Origin of the sequence: Corynebacterium sp. LK33 (assembly GCF_014334955.1) — a bacterium.
In the GTDB taxonomy this organism is placed as follows: Bacteria; Actinomycetota; Actinomycetes; order Mycobacteriales; family Mycobacteriaceae; genus Corynebacterium; species Corynebacterium jeikeium_D.
On record NZ_PDGU01000028.1, the window covers coordinates 29,344 to 51,663 of the forward strand.

General features: G+C 58.8%; 18 protein-coding genes. 13 read left to right on the plus strand and 5 right to left on the minus strand.

All coding sequences use genetic code 11. The features are described from left to right. Positions 1–6 precede the first annotated feature (6 nt). The 9 genes from uvrC (at position 7) to secG (ending at position 11,943) form a co-directional block, all read left to right on the plus strand. On the plus strand, positions 7–2,055 hold the full coding sequence (gene uvrC / locus CRD20_RS10870) for an excinuclease ABC subunit UvrC (RefSeq protein WP_187405395.1): 2,049 nt from the start codon (positions 7–9) through the stop codon (positions 2,053–2,055). A gap of 112 nt (positions 2,056–2,167) precedes the next feature. Continuing rightward, positions 2,168–3,058: an RNase adapter RapZ gene (gene rapZ / locus CRD20_RS10875; RefSeq protein WP_005510809.1), complete on the plus strand. Its 891-nt coding sequence runs from the start codon at positions 2,168–2,170 to the stop codon at positions 3,056–3,058. Positions 3,059–3,081: 23 nt separating this feature from the next. Next, positions 3,082–4,029 (plus strand): uridine diphosphate-N-acetylglucosamine-binding protein YvcK, encoded by a 948-nt coding sequence (gene yvcK, locus CRD20_RS10880; RefSeq protein WP_048731879.1) that lies wholly within the window; start codon positions 3,082–3,084, stop codon positions 4,027–4,029. 191 nt (positions 4,030–4,220) lie between these two features. Then, on the plus strand, positions 4,221–5,219 hold the full coding sequence (gene whiA, locus CRD20_RS10885; protein WP_049190810.1) for a DNA-binding protein WhiA: 999 nt from the start codon (positions 4,221–4,223) through the stop codon (positions 5,217–5,219). 183 nt (positions 5,220–5,402) lie between these two features. After that, positions 5,403–6,407, plus strand: a complete 1,005-nt coding sequence (gene gap / locus CRD20_RS10890; RefSeq protein ID WP_048731894.1) for a type I glyceraldehyde-3-phosphate dehydrogenase — start codon at positions 5,403–5,405, stop codon at positions 6,405–6,407. Between the two features lie 110 nt (positions 6,408–6,517). Next, positions 6,518–7,729, plus strand: coding sequence for a phosphoglycerate kinase (pgk, locus tag CRD20_RS10895; RefSeq protein WP_070602596.1), 1,212 nt, complete (start codon positions 6,518–6,520; stop codon positions 7,727–7,729). 68 nt (positions 7,730–7,797) lie between these two features. Beyond that, positions 7,798–8,586: a triose-phosphate isomerase gene (gene tpiA / locus CRD20_RS10900; protein WP_101687866.1), complete on the plus strand. Its 789-nt coding sequence runs from the start codon at positions 7,798–7,800 to the stop codon at positions 8,584–8,586. A 202-nt stretch (positions 8,587–8,788) separates the two neighbouring features. After that, positions 8,789–11,617, plus strand: coding sequence for a phosphoenolpyruvate carboxylase (gene ppc, locus CRD20_RS10905; RefSeq protein ID WP_255468837.1), 2,829 nt, complete (start codon positions 8,789–8,791; stop codon positions 11,615–11,617). An 89-nt stretch (positions 11,618–11,706) separates the two neighbouring features. Beyond that, positions 11,707–11,943, plus strand: a complete 237-nt coding sequence (gene secG, locus CRD20_RS10910) for a preprotein translocase subunit SecG (protein ID WP_005510775.1) — start codon at positions 11,707–11,709, stop codon at positions 11,941–11,943. A gap of 117 nt (positions 11,944–12,060) precedes the next feature. Here the strand turns inward: secG and pgl are convergent, their stop codons facing one another. From pgl to zwf, 3 genes are read right to left on the minus strand one after another with little or no spacing between them, the layout of a single operon-like run. After that, positions 12,061–12,828: a 6-phosphogluconolactonase gene (pgl, locus tag CRD20_RS10915; RefSeq protein ID WP_048731884.1), complete on the minus strand. Its 768-nt coding sequence runs from the start codon at positions 12,826–12,828 to the stop codon at positions 12,061–12,063. Continuing rightward, positions 12,825–13,841: a glucose-6-phosphate dehydrogenase assembly protein OpcA gene (locus CRD20_RS10920; protein WP_016422736.1), complete on the minus strand. Its 1,017-nt coding sequence runs from the start codon at positions 13,839–13,841 to the stop codon at positions 12,825–12,827. The genes pgl and CRD20_RS10920 overlap by 4 nt, the downstream gene beginning before the upstream one ends. Positions 13,842–13,891: 50 nt before the next feature. Continuing rightward, positions 13,892–15,496: a glucose-6-phosphate dehydrogenase gene (gene zwf, locus CRD20_RS10925; protein ID WP_070547093.1), complete on the minus strand. Its 1,605-nt coding sequence runs from the start codon at positions 15,494–15,496 to the stop codon at positions 13,892–13,894. A gap of 134 nt (positions 15,497–15,630) precedes the next feature. Between zwf and CRD20_RS10930 the strand changes: the two genes are divergently transcribed. From CRD20_RS10930 to CRD20_RS10940, 3 genes are read left to right on the plus strand one after another with little or no spacing between them, the layout of a single operon-like run. Next, entirely contained in the window at positions 15,631–15,993 is a 363-nt protein-coding gene (locus tag CRD20_RS10930; RefSeq protein WP_016422738.1) for a GntR family transcriptional regulator, read from the plus strand. Next, positions 15,990–16,709, plus strand: a complete 720-nt coding sequence (locus CRD20_RS10935) for a hypothetical protein (protein ID WP_187405396.1) — start codon at positions 15,990–15,992, stop codon at positions 16,707–16,709. The genes CRD20_RS10930 and CRD20_RS10935 overlap by 4 nt, the downstream gene beginning before the upstream one ends. After that, positions 16,706–17,425: a hypothetical protein gene (locus CRD20_RS10940; RefSeq protein ID WP_187405397.1), complete on the plus strand. Its 720-nt coding sequence runs from the start codon at positions 16,706–16,708 to the stop codon at positions 17,423–17,425. The genes CRD20_RS10935 and CRD20_RS10940 overlap by 4 nt, the downstream gene beginning before the upstream one ends. Positions 17,426–17,693: 268 nt before the next feature. On the opposite strand, the gene tal is transcribed toward CRD20_RS10940, so the two are convergent. Together tal and tkt are read right to left on the minus strand one after the other, a co-directional pair. Beyond that, a complete protein-coding gene (gene tal, locus CRD20_RS10945) occupies positions 17,694–18,809 on the minus strand; it encodes a transaldolase (RefSeq protein ID WP_187405398.1) in 1,116 nt (371 codons plus the stop codon). A gap of 170 nt (positions 18,810–18,979) precedes the next feature. Continuing rightward, complete coding sequence (gene tkt / locus CRD20_RS10950; RefSeq protein ID WP_070653084.1) at positions 18,980–21,079, minus strand: transketolase; 2,100 nt, start codon at positions 21,077–21,079, stop codon at positions 18,980–18,982. A 289-nt stretch (positions 21,080–21,368) separates the two neighbouring features. Here tkt and CRD20_RS10955 point away from each other — a divergent pair, with 289 nt between their 5' ends. Then, positions 21,369–22,283, plus strand: coding sequence for a heme o synthase (locus tag CRD20_RS10955; RefSeq protein WP_172954651.1), 915 nt, complete (start codon positions 21,369–21,371; stop codon positions 22,281–22,283). Positions 22,284–22,320 lie beyond the last annotated feature (37 nt).

Sequence of the window (22,320 nt, forward strand, 5' to 3'; positions counted from 1 at the left end):
CCGTAAGTGACTGACCCTTCTCAGTACCGTCCCGCCCCCGGCACCATTCCCACGGAGCCGGGGGTGTACCGTTTTCTCGATTCAACCGGGCGCGTTCTCTACGTCGGCAAGGCGAAGAATCTCCGTGCGCGTTTGTCTAACTATTTCCAGGACTTAACTCGGCTTCATCCCCGCACCCGCCAGATGGTGCAGTCCGCTTCGAAGGTGACGTGGACTGTCGTCCACAATGAAGTCGAAGCGCTGCAGTTGGAGTACACCTGGATCAAACGCTTTAATCCGCGGTTCAACGTGATGTACCGCGACGACAAGTCGTATCCGATGTTGGCCGTCAGCGTTGGAGAGCTGTACCCGCGGCTCTTTCTCTACCGAGGACCGCGCCGGAAGGGCGTGCGTTATTTCGGGCCTTATTCACACGCGTGGGCTATCCGAGAAACGCTCGACTTGCTTACACGAGTTTTCCCAGCCCGCACCTGTTCAAAGGGAGTCTTCAACCGGCAGCAAGCCCTGGGGCGGCCCTGTTTGCTCGGCTATATCGACAAATGCTCGGCGCCTTGTGTCGGCCGTGTCAGTGCCGAGGAACACCGCGAAATTGTCCGTGGTTTTACCAGCTTCATGTCGGGAAATACGGGCCCGGTCACGAGGCGCTTAAAGAAGGAAATGGAGGAAGCTGCCGGCGAGTTAGACTTCGAGCGCGCCGCTAGTCTGCGCGACAACCTCGCTGCCATCGACAAGGTCATGGAGCGGCAGTCAGTCGTGCTTTCCGACGCCGCCGATGCCGACTTTATTGCGCTAGCAACCGACGAACTGGAAGCGGCCGTGCAGATTTTCCATGTTCGGGCGGGACGCATTTACGGTCAGCGCGGCTGGGTAGTGGAGAAGTCCGGCGAGTACGCGACTACGGAGTTTCGAGAGGGAGAAACTGACCCCAGCTTGGGTGGGCTGCTAACGCAGTTCCTGACACAGTTCTATGGCGACGCCGCCAAGCACGCGGATGTCGACGGCGATGAATCAACCACTGCCGCCCAGGTTGTGCCACGCGAAATTCTCGTTCAGGCCACGCCCGACGATCTTGACGAGGTTACTGCATTTTTGGCCGATATTCGTGGCACCAATGTAGATATTCGCGTCCCACAACGCGGTGACAAGCGGACGCTCATGGAGACCGTGCAGAAAAATGCAGCTGAAGCGCTACGCCAGCACAAGCTAAAGCGAAGTGGAGATCTAACTACTCGATCGCAGGCTCTCTCCGAACTCCAGGACGCGCTATTTATGGATGAAGCGCCGCTGCGCATCGAGTGCACTGACATCTCGCATATTCAGGGCACCGATGTGGTGGCCTCGTTGGTGGTCTTCGAGGATGGATTGCCCAAGAAGTCCGACTACCGCCGCTACCGAATCAAAGATGCAGCGGGTGACGGTCGCTCGGACGACGTCGGTTCTATCGCTGAGGTGGTGCGCCGTCGTTTTCTGCGCCATAACGAGGACAAGCTCGCCATGCCCGATGATGCAAGCGAGATGTTCGTCGAAGAGACGACTGATGCCGTCGATGAGCAGTCGCGGAGTAACCGCAAGTTTGCCTACCCGCCACAGTTGTTCATCGTCGACGGTGGTGCACCGCAGGTCGCAGCCGCACAGGCGGTCCTCGATGAACTCGAGGTCACCGATGTGACGTTGGTGGGAATTGCCAAGCGCTTAGAAGAGCTGTGGATTCCCGACGATGATGAGCCGCTCATTCTGCCGCGTAATTCGGAAGCGATGTACCTAATCCAGCGAATTCGTGATGAGGCGCACCGCTTTGCCATTAATTATCACCGTCAGCAGCGATCTAAACGCATGCGCTCGTCGATGCTTGATGGCATTAAGGGGCTGGGGCCAGCACGCCGCAGTGAGTTGGTCAAGCACTTTGGTTCCGTTGCGGCGCTGAAGAAGGCCAGCGTCGAGCAGATCGAAGAAGTGGCTGGTTTCGGGCCGATGCTCGCGAAAACTGTTTACGATTACCTCCATCCAGACGAGAAGTCGTCAGAGCCAAACTCGGATGTCGGTCCGGGAGAGTAGGCGTAGAAGTAGGTAAACAAGTGGCTAAAACCGCACTTGAAACAGTGCTAGGGGGTTTACTTCCGCTAGTAAAACCGAGAGCGGTTGGGCGGAATTGTATTAGAGTGATGGCATGATTACTTCGGGTTATTCCCCTCAGGCTGAAAAGTCACTTGTGTTGATTACCGGCATGTCCGGTTCCGGACGCAATACGGCCGCCAGCGTCTTGGAGGAGATGGGCTGGTATGTCGCAGACAACCTGCCCCCGGAGTTGATTATGCGCATGGTCGAGTTGTCGTTTGAAGCGGACTCTCCAGTAGAGCGCCTCGCTATCGTCACCGACGTGCGCTCGCGCGCGTTCGCCGGCAGTTTGGGGGAGGTGCTCGACGGACTCCGCAATGAGGGGCGCCAGCCCTATGTCATCTTCTTTGATGCCAACGACGACACCCTCATCGCCCGCTACGACTCTGTCCGCCGCACCCATCCGCTGCAGGAAAATGGCACGCTTTCACAGGGTATTGCCGCTGAACGTCAGATGTTGCTGCCAATAAAGGGCATGTCGGATTTAGTAGTGGATACCTCTGACATGAGCGTGCACGATTTGCGCCGTGAGTTAGAGCATCAGTTGTCGGATACCGCTAGCAAGATTCAGCAGATCACCATCGAATCCTTTGGGTTTAAGCACGGTGCGCCGCGCGATGCCGACATGCTTTTCGACGTCCGTTTTCTCCCCAATCCCTATTGGGTACCTGAGCTGCGTGCGGGCCGCGGTACCAACAAAGCCGTGGCCGACTACGTGCTGTCCCAACCTGAGTCTCAGGGGTTTTTGGACAACGTCACAAACTTGATTGAATTGGTTTTGCCCGGGTACCGCCGTGAGGGCAAGGGTTTTATGACTATCGCTGTGGGATGCACCGGAGGCCATCACCGAAGTGTGGCCATGTCGGAGGCGCTGGCTAAGAAGCTCGAGGGAGTTTCCGGGATCAACGTCAACGTCGTCCACCGCGATATTGACCGCAACTAGCGGTTTTCGTGGAGGTGTAGAAATTGACATCAATTACCAGTCTGGGTGGCGGTCATGGTCTATTTGCCACGCTGAGAGCTGACCGTCAGGTTGCGGACCATGTCACAGCGGTGGTCACAGTTGCCGACGACGGCGGATCCTCGGGTCGCCTTCGTCGTGAGCTGGGGCAGATTCCCCCTGGAGATCTTCGCATGGCACTCGCCGCGCTTTCCGCAGATACGGAAAAAGGCGATCTGTGGGAAAAGACACTGCAGCACCGCTTTGGCGGAACTGGCGCACTGGCAGGGCATGCGATTGGCAATCTGATTATCGCTGGCCTCACCAGTGTGATGGGAAATGAAGTCGACGCGCTTGACGAAATTGGCCGGTTGCTGCAAATCCGGGGTCGCGTCGTGCCCATGTCGCCGATCCCGCTAGAGATTGAGGCCGAAGTCGTTGGCTTGGAGCAGGATGCTCGCGTTGTGCGCCAGGTCCGTGGCCAGGTCGCAGTGGCCACGACACCTGGCCAGGTGCGCCGAATCCGGCTGATTCCTGAGACTCCGCCGGCATCCGAGGAGGCCATTGAAGCTATCCTCAATGCCGATTTGGTGACGCTGGGTCCGGGTTCGTGGTTCACTTCGGTTCTGCCACATCTTCAGGTGCCCGGGCTGCGGGATGCTCTGCAAGAAACCAATGCCACAACCGTCGTGGTGCTGAATCTTGTCGCCGAGCCGGGGGAGACCGCCGGTTTTTCTTCCGAACGGCACATCCATATGCTCACGCAGCATGCACCTAACTTGAAGCTCAATTACGTGCTTGTCGACGACAACACGCCGCTCGCGGATACCGAACGAGAATACCTGCAGCGAGCGGCGGATAGCCTAGACGCGCAGGTTGTCTTCGCCGATGTGCAAGAAGTTGATGACCACGGAGCTCTGACGGGTCGGCATTCGCCGGAGAAACTAGCTGTCGCACTTCGTCAGTTCCTCTAAAGCGTCCGGCCAATCGAGGATTTTTATGCATTCTCCTGCGAGGATGCAACAGACAATCAACTAATTGCCACTCGATTGGTTCCGGATACTATCCTTGAGGTTTATTGCTAAAGCTCAAATGGGGTTAATTTCACCTAAATTAACCAGGCTCAAACCCAGCTCGTACACATGAAATGAGGATGGACAGCATCGTGGCATTGACGGCGAAGGTCAAAGACGAACTAGCCCGCGTGTCAGTTTCGCAGGAAAGCGCTCAGGCAGCGGAGATTGCGACCCTGTTCCGCTTCGCAGGAGGACTCCACCTGGTGGCAGGTTCGATTGTGCTGGAGGCTGAGTTGGATTCCGGCGCTGTCGCACGCCGCCTGCGCTCCATGCTGGCCGAACTCTACGATGTCAAAGCCAGCCTCAATGTCTTGTCTCCCGGTGGCTTGCGAAAGACCTCGAAGTACATCGTGCGGGTAACTGATGGCGCGGAACTCGTCGTTAGGCAAACTGGCCTGATTGACTCTGCGGGACGTCCCGTACGTGGGCTACCACGCAAGCTGATCATGGGGCAGAAAATTGATCAAGAAGCTGCATGGCGGGGTGCTTTTTTGGCACATGGTTCACTGACTGAGCCGGGGCGTTCCTCAGCTTTGGAAGTCACTGCTCCTTCTGCTGAAGCGGCACTCGCATTGGTGGGATGTGCTCGTAGGCTCGGAATTACGGCTAAGAGCAAGGAGAATAAGTCCCGCGGTGGCGATCGCGTAATCATCCGGGAGGGCGATGCAATCGGTGCGCTGCTGACGCGAATGGGGGCCCAGACTACTCGCCTGCAGTGGGAAGAACAGCGTATGCGTCGTGAAGTGCGAGCGACGGCCACCCGCTTGGCAAACTTCGACGATGCCAACCTGCGGCGCTCGGCTCGTGCGGCCGTTATTGCAGCAGCGCGAGTAGAGCGTGCTTTAGAGATTCTCGGTGACGATGTACCAGACCATTTGGTGTCTGCAGGACAGCTGCGCATCGAGCACAAGCAGGCTTCACTGGAAGAACTTGGGCAGCTGGCCAATCCGCCAATGACCAAGGACGCCGTCGCAGGACGCATCCGCCGTTTGCTCTCCATGGCGGACAAAAGAGCAAACGAACTCGGAATTCCCCCCACAACTGCAGTCGTTACAGACGAACTTTTTGACAAAGAAGTTGACGAGTAAAGCACCTGTTATGCCTAGTCAGGTGCGTAATTTTTGATAAATCTCCGTTTATTTGGGGTTTTCGCACCAAACCACCGCTGCGCGAATGAAAAACCCAACGTACACTTCTGTAGTGAACCTGTTGGAGCGCAATCAGCGCCCTGACAAGTGGCATCGATTCGCCAATCCATTAAGGAGATTATTGTGACGGTTCGTGTAGGTATTAACGGTTTTGGTCGCATTGGCCGCAACTTCTTCCGCTCCCTGCTCGCTGCGGGCGCTGACCTGGAAGTCGTTGCTGTAAACGACCTCACTGATAACAAGACCCTGGCTCACCTGCTCAAGTACGACTCCATCATGGGCAAGCTTGACGCAGAGGTCACCTACGACGATGAGTCCCTCACCGTCAACGGCAAGCGCATCGCGGCATACGCTGAGCGCGACCCGAAGGACCTGCCGTGGGGCAAGCACGAGGTCGACATCGTCATTGAGTCCACCGGTTTCTTCACCGATGCCAACGCTGCCAAGGCTCACATCGAGGCTGGCGCCAAGAAGGTCATCATCTCCGCTCCAGCTAAGAACGAAGACGCAACCTTCGTTGTCGGTGTCAACCACACTGACTACGACCCAGAGAAGCACAACATCATTTCGAACGCTTCTTGCACCACCAACTGCCTGGCTCCGATGGCTAAGGTCCTGGACGACAAGTTCGGCATCGAGCGCGGTCTCATGACCACCATCCACGCATACACCGGTGACCAGCGTCTGCACGACGCTCCGCACAAGGACCTGCGTCGCGCCCGCGCTGCTGCACTGAACATTGTTCCGACCTCCACCGGTGCTGCAAAGGCAGTCGCTCTGGTTCTGCCGCAGCTCAAGGGTCTGCTGGACGGCTACGCACTGCGTGTTCCGACCCCGACCGGCTCTGTCACCGACCTGACCTTCACTGCGAAGAGCGAGGTCACCGTCGAGTCCGTCAATGCTGCCATCAAGGAAGCTGCTGAGGGCGAGCTCAAGGGTGTTCTGGGCTACAACGAGGACCCAATCGTTTCCAAGGACATCGAGGGCGACCCGCGTTCCTCGATTTTCGACGCACCGCTGACCAAGGTCATCGGCGATCAGGTCAAGGTTGTCTCCTGGTACGACAACGAGTGGGGCTACTCCAACCGCCTCGTCGACCTGGCTGTCTACGTCGGTGAGCGCCTCTAATAACTCACCTGGTTAATCCCAGACCCCGAACGGGCCGGGGTGGTTGCGCCTGAGTAGGGCACGCCACCCACGGCCCGTTTTTTACACACTTTCACAAGGATTTCATTGAGATGACTGTTAAGACTGTCAAAGACCTGATCAACGAAGGTATTGAAGGCCGTTACGTCCTCGTCCGCTCCGACTTTAACGTTCCGTTGAAGGACGGCGTTATCACCGATCCGGGTCGAATCGATGCTTCGCTGCCCACCCTGTCCGCGCTTGTCGAGGCCGGTGCCAAGGTCGTTGTTATGGCTCACCTGGGTCGACCGAAGGGCGAGGTTAAGTCCGAGTTCTCCCTGGCCCCGGTCGCTGAGGCGCTGTCTGAGCGCCTGGAGCAGTACGTCGCGCTCGCCGGTGATGTCTCCGGTGAGGACGCGCACGAGCGCGCAAATGGTCTGACCGAGGGCGATGTACTCTTGTTGGAGAACGTCCGCTTCGATCCGCGCGAGACCTCCAAGGACGAGGCAGAACGCGCCGAGTTCGCAGCCGAGCTGGCCGCACTTGTTCCGGACGGAGCATTTGTTTCCGACGGTTTCGGTGTTGTTCACCGCGCCCAGGCTTCCGTCTTCGACGTCGCTAAGAAGCTGCCGCACTACGCCGGCAACCTGGTTCAGGCTGAGCTTGAGGTTCTGCGCAAGGTTGCAGAGACCCCGGAGAAGCCGTACACCGTCGTGCTCGGCGGTTCCAAGGTTTCCGACAAGCTGGGCGTTATTGAGGCTCTCGCGCCGAAGGTTGACTCCCTGGTCATCGGCGGCGGCATGTGCTTCACCTTCCTGGCTGCCAAGGGCTACGCCGTTGGTGCATCCCTGCTGCAGGAAGAGATGATTGACACCTGTAAGGATCTGCTGGACCGCTACGGCGACAAGATTGTTCTGCCAACCGACGTAGTCGTGGCCGACAAGTTCGCTGCTGACGCTGAAAACAAGGTCGTCGATGCCACCGAGATTCCGGAAGGCTGGATGGGCCTGGACATCGGATCGGCTTCCGCCGAGGCATTTGGCAAGGTGCTGGCTGAGTCCAAGACTGTGTTCTGGAACGGTCCGATGGGCGTGTTCGAGATGGAGGCTTTCGCAGCTGGTACCCGCGAGGTTGCACAGGCGATCATCGATGCCACCACAAACAACGGTTGCTTCTCCGTCGTCGGTGGCGGTGACTCCGCAGCGGCAGTACGTACCCTGGGGTTGAACGAGGAGGGCTTCAGCCACATCTCAACCGGTGGTGGCGCGTCGCTGGAGTTCCTCGAGGGTAAGACTCTGCCGGGCGTCTCCGTCCTGGAAGACTAAGTTTTTTCACCACCGGATTTTCATCGCTTAAAAATCCGCTAATTGATAGGGAAGTGAATTCCACCACTATGGCACGTACACCATTTATTGCTGGTAACTGGAAGATGAACCTGAACCATCTCGAGGCTATCGGTGTGGTGCAGAAGCTCGCGTTCGCTCTGCCGAAGGAGTACTACGACAAGGTTGACGTCGCTGTCATCCCGCCGTTTACCGACCTGCGTTCGGTCCAGACTCTGGTTGAGGGCGATAAGCTCGGCGTCACTTACGGCGCGCAGGATGTCTCAGTCCACGAGTCCGGCGCTTACACCGGCGAGATTTCCGCATCGATGCTGGCAAAGCTCGGCTGCACCTGGGTCGTCGTCGGTCACTCCGAGCGTCGCGATATGCACGCAGAGAACGATGAGCTGGTCGCAAAGAAGGCCAAGGCAGCACTGCGCGAGGGCATGAACCCAATCGTCTGTGTCGGCGAGCCGCTGGAGGTCCGAGAGGCCGAAGAGCACGTCGAGTACGTTGTCTCTCAGGTCAAGGGATCCCTGGCTAACCTGACCAACGCTGAGCTGGCCAAGACCGTCATCGCTTACGAGCCTGTCTGGGCTATCGGCACCGGTAAGGTCGCATCGGCTGCAGACGCGCAGGAAGTCTGTGCAGCTATCCGCGAGACCGTCGCAGAAATTGCGGACGAGAACATCGCAAAGGAGATGCGCATCCTCTACGGTGGTTCCGTCAAGGCCGAGAACGTCGCTGAGATCGTCGGCAAGCCCGACGTCGACGGCGGCCTCGTCGGTGGCGCTTCGCTCGACGGTGAAGCATTCGCGAAGCTCTGCGCACTTGCTGCAGATGCCGCTCAGAACGCCTAAGTGCATATAAATTCAGAACAACTGATAAGATAGGCGTCATGCGCGACCCCGGATTGGTTTTATTGATTCTCATAAAACCGATTCGGGGTTATTGCCTTTAGGCGGACTCAACCCAGGCACACCGACTGGCAATGTTTTAGCGCAATACATTTCCCGTGGCTTTCCACTTGGAATGCCCGGCAATTTTCAAAGGACGTGCTCAATGAACGAACAAGTACATCGTGACACTGACCGACACACTGCAAGCAGTGAGCAATCTTCATCGACCGCTACCGCGAAGCAGCAGGACTTGCTCTGGGAGGATATTCGCCACCTGGGTCGAATTCTTGGGCAGGTAATCCGCGAGCAAGAGGGTGACGAGGTCTTTAACCTGGTCGAAAATGCTCGCCGTGCAGCCTTCGAACTCCATCGTGGCGATGGCGACATCGAGAAGCTCACCGGCCTCTTCCGCGATATTGACCCAGCCGAGGCAAGCCCTGTCATCCGTGCTTTCACGCACTTCGCACTTTTGGCTAACCTCGCTGAGGATTTGCACGAGGAGCTGGGCATCGAGGCATCTCTCGATGCTGGCGATCCACCGCAGGACTCCACTCTGGAGGCAACATGGCAGAAGCTTCGCGACGCCAAGGTTTCCAGCAGCGCCATTGCGGACATGATGGACCACATTGAGGTCGTCCCGGTTCTGACCGCACACCCAACGGAAACTCGTCGTCGCACAGTGTTCGATGTGCAGAAGCACATCACGGCCGCAATGCGGCGCCGCCACGAGATTCAGGCGGCCCCGATGAATGCGCGCACCGCGGACCGACTCGCTGAGATTGATGCCGATATCCGTCGCCGGATCCTGACGCTGTGGCAAACGGCTCTGATTCGCATGAACCGCCCGGATATTCGCGACGAGGTCGAAGTTGGTCTTCGCTACTACCAGCTTTCTCTGCTGGAAGCTGTGCCACAGATTAACCGAGACGTCGTCAAGCACTTGCGTCAGCTCGGCGGCAACAAGTTGCCGGCTAACCCAACGATTCGCATGGGCTCGTGGATTGGCGGTGACCACGACGGCAACCCATACGTGACAGAGGAGACGCTGCGCTATGCCTCCGATAGGGCGGCGGGTACGATTCTGCGTCACTACTTCTCGCAGTTGCACCTGCTGGAGCGCGAGCTCAGTCTCAGCGACCGCCTGACCAAGGTCACCGTGGATCTGGTCGCTCTGGCCAGCCGCGGCCACAATGACGTACCTAACCGCGAAGATGAGCCGTACCGTCGTGCGGTTCACGGTATCCGCGGTCGCGTGGCGGCAACAGCGGTGAACTTCTTCGACGAGTCCATCATCGAGGGCGACTGGTCGGAATTCACTCCGTATAACAGCGCCGAGGAGCTACTTGAAGAGCTCTCGATTATCGACGACTCACTGCGGTCCAGCCACGATGACCTCATCGCCGATCACCGCCTGCGCGATCTGATTGATTCAGTCGAAGTATTTGGTTTCCACCTGTACTCGATTGATATCCGCCAGAATTCGGACTCTCATGAGGAAATTCTCACCGAGCTGTTCTCCGCTGCCGGTGTGGTGGACAACTACGCGGGATTGAAGGAAGCCGACAAGGTCGAGCTGCTGACCAAGGAACTGCAGTCCTCCCGTCCGCTGGTTTCGACTTCCGCAGATCTTTCCGAAGCTACGGCTCGCGAGCTAGGCATTATGCGTGCGGCATCTCGTGCGGTGCGCAAGTACGGTCACGACGCGGTACCGCACTGCATCATTTCGATGTGTACATCGGTCTCCGACCTGCTGGAGCCGATGATTCTGCTCAAGGAAGTCGGTCTGATTCGCCCGAATGGCTCGCAGCCGACCGGTTCTGTTGACGTCATCCCGCTGTTCGAAACTATCGAAGACCTGCAGGCTGGTGCCGACGTCCTGCGTGCTGCGTGGGACATTCCGGTCTACCGTGCATACGTCTCCGCACGCGGAGATCTGCAGGAAGTCATGCTCGGCTACTCTGACTCCAACAAGGATGGCGGGTACTTCGCTGCAAACTGGGCGCTTTACGACGCGGAGGTCGCCATCGTGGCAGCCGCGAAGGACAACGACATTCGCCTGCGTCTCTTCCACGGGCGCGGAGGTACTGTCGGCCGTGGTGGCGGTCCGTCCTACGAGGCAATTCTGGCGCAGCCGTCGGGTGCAGTCCAGGGGTCCGTGCGTATCACTGAGCAGGGCGAGATTATCTCTGCAAAGTACGGTCACCCTGCAGCGGCACGCAGGAACCTTGCCGCGCTGGTTTCGGCAACGATTGAGTCGACTCTGCTCGACGTCGATGACCTGAAGAACCCAGCTCGCGCCCACGAGATTATGTCGGAGATTTCCGACCTGTCTCGCGAGGCCTACTCGAAGCTCATGCACGAGGACCCGGGCTTTATTGACTTCTTCACGTCGTCGACCCCGGTCGATGAGATCGGCAGCCTGAACATCGGTTCGCGTCCGACCTCACGCAAGCAGACCCAGACCATTTCTGACCTGCGCGCAATTCCGTGGGTACTGTCCTGGTCGCAGCAGCGTTCTATGGTGCCGGGCTGGTTTGGTGTCGGCTCTGCACTGCAGGAGTGGATCGGCGAGGACGAAGACGGTTCCCGCCTGGCTGAGCTCCGTCAGCTCAACGAGATTTGGCCGTTCTTCAATTCGGTGCTGTCGAACATGGCGCAGGTCATGTCCAAGGCTGACCTGAACCTGGCGCGCGCCTACGCTAGCCTGTGCCAAGATAAGGCCGACGGTGAGCGCATCTACGGCATCATCAAGGCTGAGTTCGACCTGACTTTGGAGATGTTCCTGAAGGTAACCGGGTACAAGCACCTGCTGGAGGACAACCCGCTGCTCAGGCGCTCGGTGGACATGCGCTTCCCGTACCTTATGCCGCTGAACATCATCCAGCTTGAGATGCTGCGTCGCTACCGTGCCGGCGATAATCGCGACAAGGTGCGTCGGGGCATTCAGCTGACCATGAATGGTCTGGCAACTGCACTGCGCAACTCCGGCTAGGGATACGGCTAGGGATACCTAGCCAGCGGAGCAATTGCGCTAGTATAGTTGGAGTTCTTAAAGAAGCGACGTTTCAAAAGGAAGTGCGCGTGTACCTCGCCATTCAGATTGTCCTGGTCATCACATCCATCCTGATGACGCTGTTCATCCTGCTCCACAAGGGTAAGGGTGGCGGACTGTCCAGCCTCTTTGGTGGCGGCATGCAGTCGAATCTGTCCGGTTCGACTGTGGTGGAGAAGAACCTTGACCGCGTCACTATTGTGACCGTGATTATCTGGTTGCTCTGCATTGTCCTGTTGCTGCTGTTCAATACTTTCGGCTGGTAGGTTCCGCACGCAGCACGCCCCACCGCAGGCCTTTAAGCAATAAAAATTCCCGTCGATAGCATTTCGCTTATCGACGGGAATTTGCTGTTTCTGGGCTGTTAGCGGTGAAGCGGAAGCCTAGAGCTGCGCAGCCGCAGCATCGTCAACAAAGACAACGGTTTCCTGAACACCGCGAACCCCGGCCGCCGGCCACTGCGCTGGGTCGTCCTGCTGAGCGATAGCTGCAATTGCCTCAGCCTTTTCGCCGCCCGCTACAAGTAGCCACACACGCTGAGAGCTGGCGATGGCCGGCATCGTCAACGTGATGCGGGTCGGCGGTGGCTTCGGGCAGTTATGCACGTCCACGACCAAGCGTTCCTGCTCAGCCAGCGCTGCGGTATGTGGGAAAATCGAGTTGATGTGTCCCTCTCCGCCCATACCAAGAAGGTGAAGGTCAAAGCCATTTGGAGCCTTCTCCCGAACGATAGCTTCGTAGCTTTCGGCGGCCTCCGTGGTGGTCACGCCGCTGTCGGCAGCGGCAAACTCGAAGATGTTTTCCTCCGGCACGCCGACAGGGGACAAGAGACGCTTACGAGCAGCCAACGCATTGCGATCTGCCGAGTCGGCAGCGACAAAGCGTTCATCTCCGAAGAACACCAGGACTCGGTTCCAGTCGATGTCTCCGGAATCGTCGGCAAGCGCACTGAGCAAAGCGGTACCTGCGCCGCCACCGGTGAGAACGACGCGTACGAAACCGTCATCGGTGACCGGAGAGGCGTTGCCATGTTGGACGGCGACAACCGCATCGATGAAGCGCTGACGTGCAGCCTCGACGATGCCCGCCTGGTCAGCGGCGCGGTGGAACTGAGGGGCAGGGACGGTATTCGACGCGTTATCGGTGGTCACTTGTCAGAGACTCCTGGTTCGTTAGCGAAGCTAGTTGTTGTGGACGTCGGAGGTTGCATTCCCACCGTGTGAATCTGGCTGAGGCCACGCAGGGCACGTCCGTAGGCAGTATCGTGGTCGAGGTGACGCAGCTCCTCTGCCAAACATTCGGAGCGTGTTGGACGCGATACTGCGACCTTGAACGGGGGTTTTTCTCCGTTGGTGACCGATGCAGTGGTGGCGCTTTCAATATCGATGCGCAAAGTCTGGCCATTTTCACGCTCAAAGGCGACGGAGGTCACCGGTGGCTTGGCGCGGCCCTTTTCGTCCACCGGAATCTTCTTCTCACCGGTGGAGTAACGGTTGACCGGCAGCCCCAGGCGATCTGCCAACCATCCGGCGGCGACCTCGACCGATGGCGAGTCCTGTGGGCCGTAGATGGACACGGAGGTCACCGGCGAATGCGGCGGCAAGTCGAAAGCGGATGCCAACACACCGCGCCAGTTCGTCAGCCGCGACCAGCTCAGGTCGGAATCGCCGGGCGTGTAGCCCGTACGGCGCGTGTAGATAGCGTTGCTATTCGGGTCACAGAGTGAATCGGTGATACGGCGCTGGGCAATTCGGCCGATTGGTGTCGCCGCTGGGACCTGCGGCGCCTCAGACGGCCACCACGCCACGACCGGCGTATCCGGCAGCAGCAGGGGAGTCACCACAGAGCTGTGGTGCTGACCAATCTCTCCGGACATGTGCATAACGACGATCTCAGCGGCACCGGCATCACCACCGACGCGGAGTTCCGCGTCGAGGCGATTGTCCAGGCGTGGATCATCGGAGACCAATACCAGCACACGGGATGGGTGCTCGCGGGAAACGGAGTTGACCGTGGAGATAATGTTTTCCAGGTCGTCTTCGCTTTTGGCCAAAACAATCAGGGTGAGGACACGGCCCGTGGTGACGATGCCGCCCTGCTCTCGAAGCTGCACCAACTGACGAGCAATGCTCGCGGTGTCAGTGTCTGGCAAATTGACAATCATGAAAGTGTTCTTTCTGTCAGAAAATTCTTAAGAACTGAGAGGTCGGCAACCTATGGCCGTCGCCAAGCGCGACCGTCGCGCTCGAGCATGTGGTCGGCGGAGGAAGGCCCCCACGAACCTGCGGGGTAGCCCTCGGGACGACCGCGCTTGGCCCAGTACTCGATGATGGGGTCAAGAATCTTCCAGGACAGCTCGACTTCCTCGTTGGTGGGGAAGAGGCTGGCCTCGTCGAGAAGTGCATCCAGAATCAGGCGCTCGTAGGCCTCTGGCGACTGCTCGGTAAACACCTCGGAGTAGGAGAAGTCCATGTTGACATCGCGCACCTCCATGGCCGAGCCCGGGACCTTCGAGCCGAAGCGCATGAGCACGCCCTCGTCTGGCTGAACACGGATGACCATTGCGTTCTGGCCGAGAGCGGCAGTCATTGTCTCTGCGAAGGGCAGGTGAGGTGCGGACTTAAAGACCAGCGCAATTTCAGTGACGCGGCGGCCGAGGCGCTTGCCGGTGCGCAGGTAGAAGGGGACACCGGCCCAGCGACGGGAGTTGATCTGCAGCGTACAGGCGGCGTAGGTCTCGGTCGTGGATTCGGGGTCGAAGCCATCCTCATCGCGCAGCCCCGGCACGAAGTTGCTGCCCTGCCAATCCGCCGTGTACTGGCCACGCGCGGTGTATTTCGAAAACGGACGCACTGGCTCGACGGCACGCAGAACCTTGATCTTTTCCGCTTGCAGCTCTTCCGGGGTAAAGGCGATGGGCTCTTCCATTGCCACCAGCGCCAGGAGCTGGAGTAGGTGGTTCTGAATCACGTCACGAGCTGCACCAATACCGTCGTAGTAGCCAGCGCGACCGCCCAAACCAATGTCCTCGGCCATGGTGATCTGGACGTGGTCAATGTAGTGAGAATTCCACATCGGATCGAACAACTGGTTGGCAAAACGCATGGCCAGAATGTTCTGGACGGTTTCCTTGCCCAGGTAGTGGTCGATGCGGAACACAGCGTCTTCTGGGAAGACCGAGTTCACAATCCGGTTGAGTTCCTGAGCGGAGGCTAGGTCGTGTCCGAATGGCTTCTCAATAATCACGCGACGCCAATAATCCTCGCCCGACTGCGCCAGCCCCGAACGATCGAGCTGATGACAGACATCGGGGAAGTTAGCTGGCGGAATGGACAGGTAGTAGGCCCAGTTGCCAGCGGTGCCGCGGGAGCGATCGAGCTCCTCAAGTTGTGCGGCCAGGCGATCGAAGGCCTCGTCATCGGTGAAGGTACCGGTGACAAAGTGAATGCCCTCAGCCAGGCGCTGCCAGACACTCTCACGGAAGTCTGTGCGGGCGCCCTGTTCCACTGCGGTGCGCACATAATCCTCAAAGTCCTGTTTCGACCATTCGCGACGACCGTAGCCAACTAACGCGAAGGAGGCAGGCAGCAGACCGCGGTTGGCCAGATCGTAAATGGCAGGCAGAAGCTTCTTTCGGGCCAGATCGCCCGTCACTCCGAAAATCACCATGCCGCCCGGGCCCGCAATACGCGGCAAGCGTTTATCCTGCGGGTCGCGCAGCGGGTTGATGTATCCGTCGTGGTTGGTGCTGTCGTCTCCGTTGTGCGGAGAGCTGGCAGTAGGGGAGTTCGAATCGTTGCGTTGCAGAGAATCACTCACGGTTTACATAATGTCATATCGAGAAAAGTCCGGTGGAATCGTTTCCGATTCCTCCGATGGGGCCTTGACGGGTCCCTTTCTTCTGCCTTAGGTTTATGACCTAGGTGGTATACCCATAAACCACGGAGGTGGATATGCAGGCGAAGGAGGCGGACCCTCGGCCCATCTACGTCCAGATCGCCGAGGATCTGAAATCAATGATTTTGTCCGGGGAGCTCTCGGCTGAGGATCGTGCCCCTTCAACCAAGGAGCTCTCGGAGTTTTATCAGGTCAACCCAACCACGGCCGCCAAGGCCATGACGGAACTGTCGATGGTGGGGCTTGTAGAGAAGAAAAGAGGACTCGGCATGTTTGTCACTCCAGATGCCCGTGAGCGCATTCGCGCTGAGCGTCGTGAAGCGTTCCAGCGCACCTACATCGAGCCGTTAAAAGCGGAGGCCGGCATTCTCGGCCTCACGCTCCACGACATCATCGCCATGCTGGAGGAGGAGAAATGAGCATCTACGGCGTGATTGGCCCCAACGGCGCCGGCAAGACTTACTACCTGCGTACCCTCGCGCAGATGCCTACGGCGGCCCTGGCGAAGGCTGCACCCGACACCCAGGTCTTCGGTGCCACCCCGCGCGAATATCTCCAGATCCTGCGCACCGGCTGGGATCAGCTCGATGTGCCCCACGCGGAGTCCCTCCTCGATTTCCCCGCTGACACCCCTATCAAAAAGCTCAGCCTGGGCCAGCGCCAGCTGCTCATCGCCGCTGCCACCCTGGCATCGGGCAAGGAAGCATTGCTTTTCGACGAGCCCTTCAACGGCCTCGATGTCGAGCACCGCGCCACATTGCGCGGCATGCTTATCGACTCGGCCGAATCGGCCAACATTGTGGTCACCTCGCAGCACTCCCAGGATCTAGCCGGCCTAGTCGACACCTTGATTGTCATCCACAAGCAGGATGCGTACGGGCCCTATGACGTCGATAAGCTGCGCGCTAGCCATCCGGTGCTGCGAGGCCCTACGGATCTCGTGGCGCAGGTGGCCGGCCCAGTGCTCGCTAAGAAAACCCTCGGCGAGCGCTGCGAGGCAATCCTGGCTACAGAGCTCAGTTCGTCTGCCGCTGCGCATGCCCGCGCCCTCGGCGTTGAGGTGAGCTACCTCGACCCCGCGGCCCTCATCGACCTCGCAAGCACCTCCTCCTACATCGAACGGAGCAAGAAATGAGCACCGGAGCTTTCATCGCGACCAACAAGAAAACCTTCCTCGGTGTTGCCGCCGTGGCCATCCTGTACTCGGCCTTCGGGCGCATGCTCGTGGGCAGCGGAACCGGCAACACCTTGCTTGGCATTATCGCGCTGGGCATCCTCTTCCTCATCACAGCCCGGCGTTCGGTCACCCTGCGTGACTACGGCGTGAGCACCGCCCGCTGGGTACGCTCCGCAATCATCGCAATCTTGGGCACATCGTTGGTGGCTACCGCCTTCATCGTCACGGCGATGGTCATCGAACAGAACAAGTCCGGTTACTACCGCGGATTCGATAGCTTCATTGTCACCTCCGGACCGGCCCTGTTTCCGGACACTAACGGGGAGCTGTACATGATTGAGGATTCCGGGCAGAACTACACCACAGTTCTGCTCACCGCGCTGTGCGTCTTTTTGAGCTTCCTCATGGCTACCGTGGCGAGCACCGCAGTCGGCACCGTCGCCGGCGCGAAGGGCACTCGTGCAGGATCGATCACCATTGGCCTGGCCCTGGTCACGCTCTTCCTCTTTAGCTATCTGCTGGACGTGACCGACTCCGTACCGGGCGCCCCCTGGCCGGCTGTGCCGATCTTTGCCTCAATCATCACCGTAATCTCTGCGTTCGTGATGGCCTGGGCTTTAAAGGAAGACAAACGCCCACTGCCCTCTGTGCGTCCCACCTTCGCCACGTCCTAGCACCAATAGAAAAGCTCCCCGCGCAGGGGAGCTTTTTCATGTCCAACGTTGAACATGCGGGTTAAGTAACACAACAGGCGAACCGAAACTGACAACCCCAAAAGTTACGGGCTGCAGATGTGAAACTGTGCAAGTTTATGACACCTTCAGGCTATTTTTCGGGCCGTTTTTGACATAACCGCAGTCAGTAACTCGGATCGCCAGGCGACCTGCTGGCGCCAGCCAGAAACGCAGCCACTACCAACAGGCACCTAGATAATCAGCAGGCTTACTTCAGCTGCTCCATGCGCTGTGCAATCGACTCGAGCAAGGACTGCCAGGAGTCCACGAACTTCTCCACGCCCTCGCGCTCCAGGACAGCGAAGACGTCATCGAGGTCGATGCCAATCTCGCTGAGCTGAGTCATAACGGCATTGGCTGCGTCACCCTGGCCGCTGACGGCGTCGCGAACCTCGCCCTCGAAGCCCGCGGCAGCACGCAGCGTCTTCTCCGGCATGGTATTCACAGTCTGCGGTGCAGCCAGCTCAGTGACGTAGAGGGTGTCCGGGTAAGCCGGGTTCTTCACACCGGTCGAAGCCCACAGCAGGCGCTGCGGCTTAGCACCGGCGTTTTCCAGCTGTGCCCAGCGAATATTCTGCGCCGAGAAAGTCTCCTCGAACGTGGCGTAAGCTGCACGGGCATTGGCCAGACCACCCTTGCTGCGCAGAGCCACGGCCTCCTCGGAGCCGATCTTGTCCAGGCGAGCATCGATTTCGGTGTCAACGCGGGAAACAAACAGCGACGCAACAGAGTGAACCGAAGCCAGGTCTACGCCGTTGTCCTTCGCACGCTCAATGCCCTCGATGAACGCATCAATGACCTGCAGGTAGCGCTCCACCGAGAAAATCAGGGTGACGTTTACCGAGATTCCCTCGGACAGAGCCTGGGTGACAGCCGGCAGGGAAGCATCGGTCGCCGGAATCTTAATCATCGCGTTCTGCTTGCCGACGCGCTCCCAGAGCTTACGGGCCTGCGCAATCGTGGCCTCGTAGTTGTCGGCGTAGCGAGGATCGACCTCGATGGAGACACGGCCATCGACACCGTCGGTTTCTTCGGATACACCAGCGAAAAGGTCACAGGCATCGCGGACGTCGTCGATTGCCATCGCGAACACAGCATCTGCCGGGTTCGCACCCTCTGCAGTGAGCTGCGCCAGCTGAGAGTCGTAATCCTCACCGGCGGTCATCGCCGAAGAGAAGATTGCCGGGTTAGTAGTGACACCGACAACCCGAAGCTCTTCAATAAGATTTTTCAAATCGCCCGAGGTGAGGCGCTGGCGCGAAAGATCGTCGAGCCACGCCGAAGTCCCTACCTTGGCGAGCGCTTCCATCGTGGTGTTTCCCATAGTGTTTAACGCCTTTCTGTCAATACCGCTTCGTTGCCTAAAGACTTCGCTAAAAGTTGTATGTCCTTAAACTACTGTGCGTCACAAACAATACTGGCGCTACCGGAGCGCGGTACGGTTTTCACAAATCCCGTCCCGACAACGGCCGATAGCGCCAGGTTTTAACAAACTTACTTAGCAGCCTCGATGGACTCCTTGGCGGCATCGACAACAGCCTCTGCTGTGATGCCGAACTTCTCGAACAGCTCCTTGTACGGAGCCGATGCACCGAAGTGCTCCAGGGAGACAGCGCGACCAGCATCACCCAGGTGGCGGTACCACGGCATTGCAATACCGGCCTCAACCGAGACACGAGCGCGGACGGACTTCGGCAGAACCTGCTCGCGGTAGGCATCGTCCTGCTGCTCGAACCAGTCAAGACACGGAACGGAGACCACGCGGGCGCTGACGCCTTCCTCAGCCAGCTTGTCAGCAGCTTCGACAGCGAGGTGAACTTCCGAACCGGTAGCCATCAGGATGACGTCCGGGGTCTCCTTGGCACCGTCGACAAGCACGTACGCACCACGACGGACGCCCTCAGCAGCCTTCTCCTTGGTACCTTCCAAGACCGGAACGTTCTGGCGGGTCAGGGCCAGAGCCTTCGGGCCTGCCTCGCCCTGAAGAACAGCGGCCCAAGCCTGAGCAGTCTCGTTAGCGTCAGCCGGGCGGACAGTGGACACGCCCGGGATAGCGCGCAGCGAAGCCAGCTGTTCAACAGGCTGGTGCGTCGGACCGTCTTCGCCCAGACCAATGGAGTCGTGAGTCCAGACGTAAATAGGGGAGATGCCCATCAGCGATGCTAGGCGGACAGCCGGACGCATGTAGTCCGAGAAGATAAGGAAGGTGCCGCCGTACGGACGGGTGCCACCGTGGAGCAGAATGCCGTTGAGGATCGAGCCCATGGCGTGCTCACGGATACCGAAGTGCAGATTGCGGCCGTACGGGTCGGTGGTCCAGGTACCGGTGGTGATGGACTTCGGGCCGAAGGACGGCTCACCCTTCAGGACGGTGTTGTTGGAGCCAGCCAGGTCAGCCGAGCCACCCCACAGCTCCGGCAGGGTCTTGCCCAGTGCCTGCAGCGCGGCCTCAGAGGCCTTGCGGGTAGCAACGCCCTTCTCGTCCGGCTCCCAAGTCGGCAGCTCAGCGTCGAAGCCCTCCGGCAGCTCGCCAGCGGTCAGACGGTCCAGCAGAGCCTTGCGCTCCGGGTTAGCCGCAGCCCACTCGTCGAACTTGACCTGCCACTGTGCATGAGCCTCAGCACCGCGCTCAACTAGCTTGCGAGTGTGCTCAATGACCTCGTCAGCGACGTCAAAGCTCTTGTCGGTATCGAAGCCGAGAGCTTCCTTGATGCCGACAATCTCCTCGCCACCAAGAGCAGCACCGTGCGATGCGCCGGTGTTCATCTTCGTCGGAGCCGGGTAAGCGATCACAGTACGAACGCGAATGAAGGTCGGACGCTCCGTATCCTTCTTGGCCTCCTCGACAGCAGCCTCGAGTGCTGCGACGTCCTCGCCGCCGTCGACCTCAATGACCTGCCAGCCGTAAGCACGGTAGCGGTCCGCGACATTCTCGGTGAAAGCAATGGTGGTGTCGTCCTCGATGGAGATGCCGTTGTCATCCCAGAAGACAATCAGGTTGCCCAGCTGCTGAGTGCCGGCCAGCGAGCCGGCCTCGGCAGTGACACCCTCCTGAACGTCACCATCAGAAGCGATGACGTACACGTAGTGATCGAACGGAGACTCACCCGGAGCAGCTTCCGGGTCGAACAGCCCACGTTCCCGTCGCGAAGCCATGGCAAAACCGACAGCCGACGCCAGCCCCTGACCCAGCGGGCCAGTGGTGATTTCCACGCCGTCAGTGTGGCCGTACTCCGGGTGACCCGGGGTGAGAGCGTCCCACGTACGCAGCGCCTTCAGGTCATCGAGCTCCAGGCCAAAACCGCCGAGGTACAGCTGGACGTACTGCGTCAGAGAGGTGTGACCACAGGAGAGAATGAAACGGTCACGGCCGATCCACTTCGTATCCTTCGGGTCATGGCGCATAACGCGCTGGTAAAGAGAGTAAGCCAGCGGTGCGAGGCTCATCGCAGTGCCGGGGTGCCCCGAACCTGCCTTTTCAACGGCGTCTGCGGCCAGCACACGGGCCGTATCAACGGCCTTCGTATCCAAGTCAGACCAGTCCGAGGGGTAGTTGCGCACAACCCGTGCTTCATGCTCAGTCGACAGTGTCACGTGAATGACTCCTAGTATCCAAATGGATTAGTAAAATTCTCCTCCATACTAACTAGGATTGCGCGCTCCGGGTTCAAACCGGGCCGAATAGCTGAGAGATAAGTCTCAGAGGGCGCGCCGCACATGCTTTACGACGGTCATTATTGGAACCGTTATGATTACCGGTAAACTGATTGCCTGCCCCTCATTTAATTTTGCGGAAAAACTCGTCGGGAACTTTCCGACCGTTACATCCGACTATCTGTAAACGGGGGGTTTGTTTATGGCGCGTGAAAGGGACATTGCTTTGTTGGAAACAGTCAAGGCGTATATTGCACTGACTAAGCCAAGAATTATCGAGCTCCTGCTCGTCGCGGCCATTCCCGCAATGCTTCAGGCTGATCGCGGTCATGTTCACGTTGGACTGATTCTTCTCACCTTGTTCGGTGGTTGGCTGGGTGCAGCGGCTGCGCACACCTTCAACATGGTCATGGATTACGACATTGACCAGAAGATGCGCCGTACTCGCCGTCGCCCGCTCGCGCGCAACCAGGTTAGCCGTCGAGCGGCAGCGATTTTCGGCACTGTCTTGATGATTGCGTCGTTCCTATGGCTGTGGTTGCTGTGTAACTCGCTGCTGGCCGCCGTTTTCATTCTGATTACGATTGCCTTCTACATCTTCGTCTACACGTTGTGGCTGAAGCGCCGTACTGATCAGAACGTGATTTGGGGTGGCGCTGCGGGGTGTATGCCGGTGATGGTCGGCTGGGCCGTAATCACTGACAACAACCCGGAGATTACGGGGCTGGCTCACTGGTGGCAGGCATTCATCCTGTTCCTGCTTATCTTCTTCTGGACTCCGCCGCACACCTGGGCATTGGGCCTGCGCTACAAGGAGGACTACAAGGCCGCTGGCGTGCCGATGATGCCAGTGGTCAAGCCGGCAATCGTCGTTTCCAAGCGCATTATTTACTACACCGCCGCGACCGTGATCACCACTCTGCTGTTGGTTCCGTACGCTGGTTGGATCTATCTGATTGGCGCCGTTGGCGCTGGTGCCTGGTTCCTGTGGGGCGCCATTGACCTGCACCGCCACGTTAAGACCGGTGGCAAGATCAAGCCGATGAAGCTGTTCTTCATGTCGAACAACTACTTGTCTATCGTCTGTGTGGCGCTTTCTCTCGATGCCGTACTCGGATTGCAGACAATTTCGAGCATGTTCTAGGTCAGCTGCTGAGCTCCTTTGAAGAGGCCCTTTCCGG

What these genes read in the sequence shown, in the direction of transcription:
- rapZ (WP_005510809.1), top strand. Translation starts at nt 2,168, where the DNA reads ATGATTACTTCGGGTTATTCCCCTCAGGCTGAAAAGTCACTTGTGTTG.
- pgk (WP_070602596.1), top strand. Translation starts at nt 6,518, where the DNA reads ATGACTGTTAAGACTGTCAAAGACCTGATCAACGAAGGTATTGAAGGC.
- tpiA (WP_101687866.1), top strand. Translation starts at nt 7,798, where the DNA reads ATGGCACGTACACCATTTATTGCTGGTAACTGGAAGATGAACCTGAAC.
- ppc (WP_255468837.1), top strand. Translation starts at nt 8,789, where the DNA reads ATGAACGAACAAGTACATCGTGACACTGACCGACACACTGCAAGCAGT.
- CRD20_RS10920 (WP_016422736.1), bottom strand. Translation starts at nt 13,841, where the DNA reads ATGATTGTCAATTTGCCAGACACTGACACCGCGAGCATTGCTCGTCAG.
- CRD20_RS10930 (WP_016422738.1), top strand. Translation starts at nt 15,631, where the DNA reads ATGCAGGCGAAGGAGGCGGACCCTCGGCCCATCTACGTCCAGATCGCC.
- CRD20_RS10935 (WP_187405396.1), top strand. Translation starts at nt 15,990, where the DNA reads ATGAGCATCTACGGCGTGATTGGCCCCAACGGCGCCGGCAAGACTTAC.
- CRD20_RS10940 (WP_187405397.1), top strand. Translation starts at nt 16,706, where the DNA reads ATGAGCACCGGAGCTTTCATCGCGACCAACAAGAAAACCTTCCTCGGT.
- tal (WP_187405398.1), bottom strand. Translation starts at nt 18,809, where the DNA reads ATGGGAAACACCACGATGGAAGCGCTCGCCAAGGTAGGGACTTCGGCG.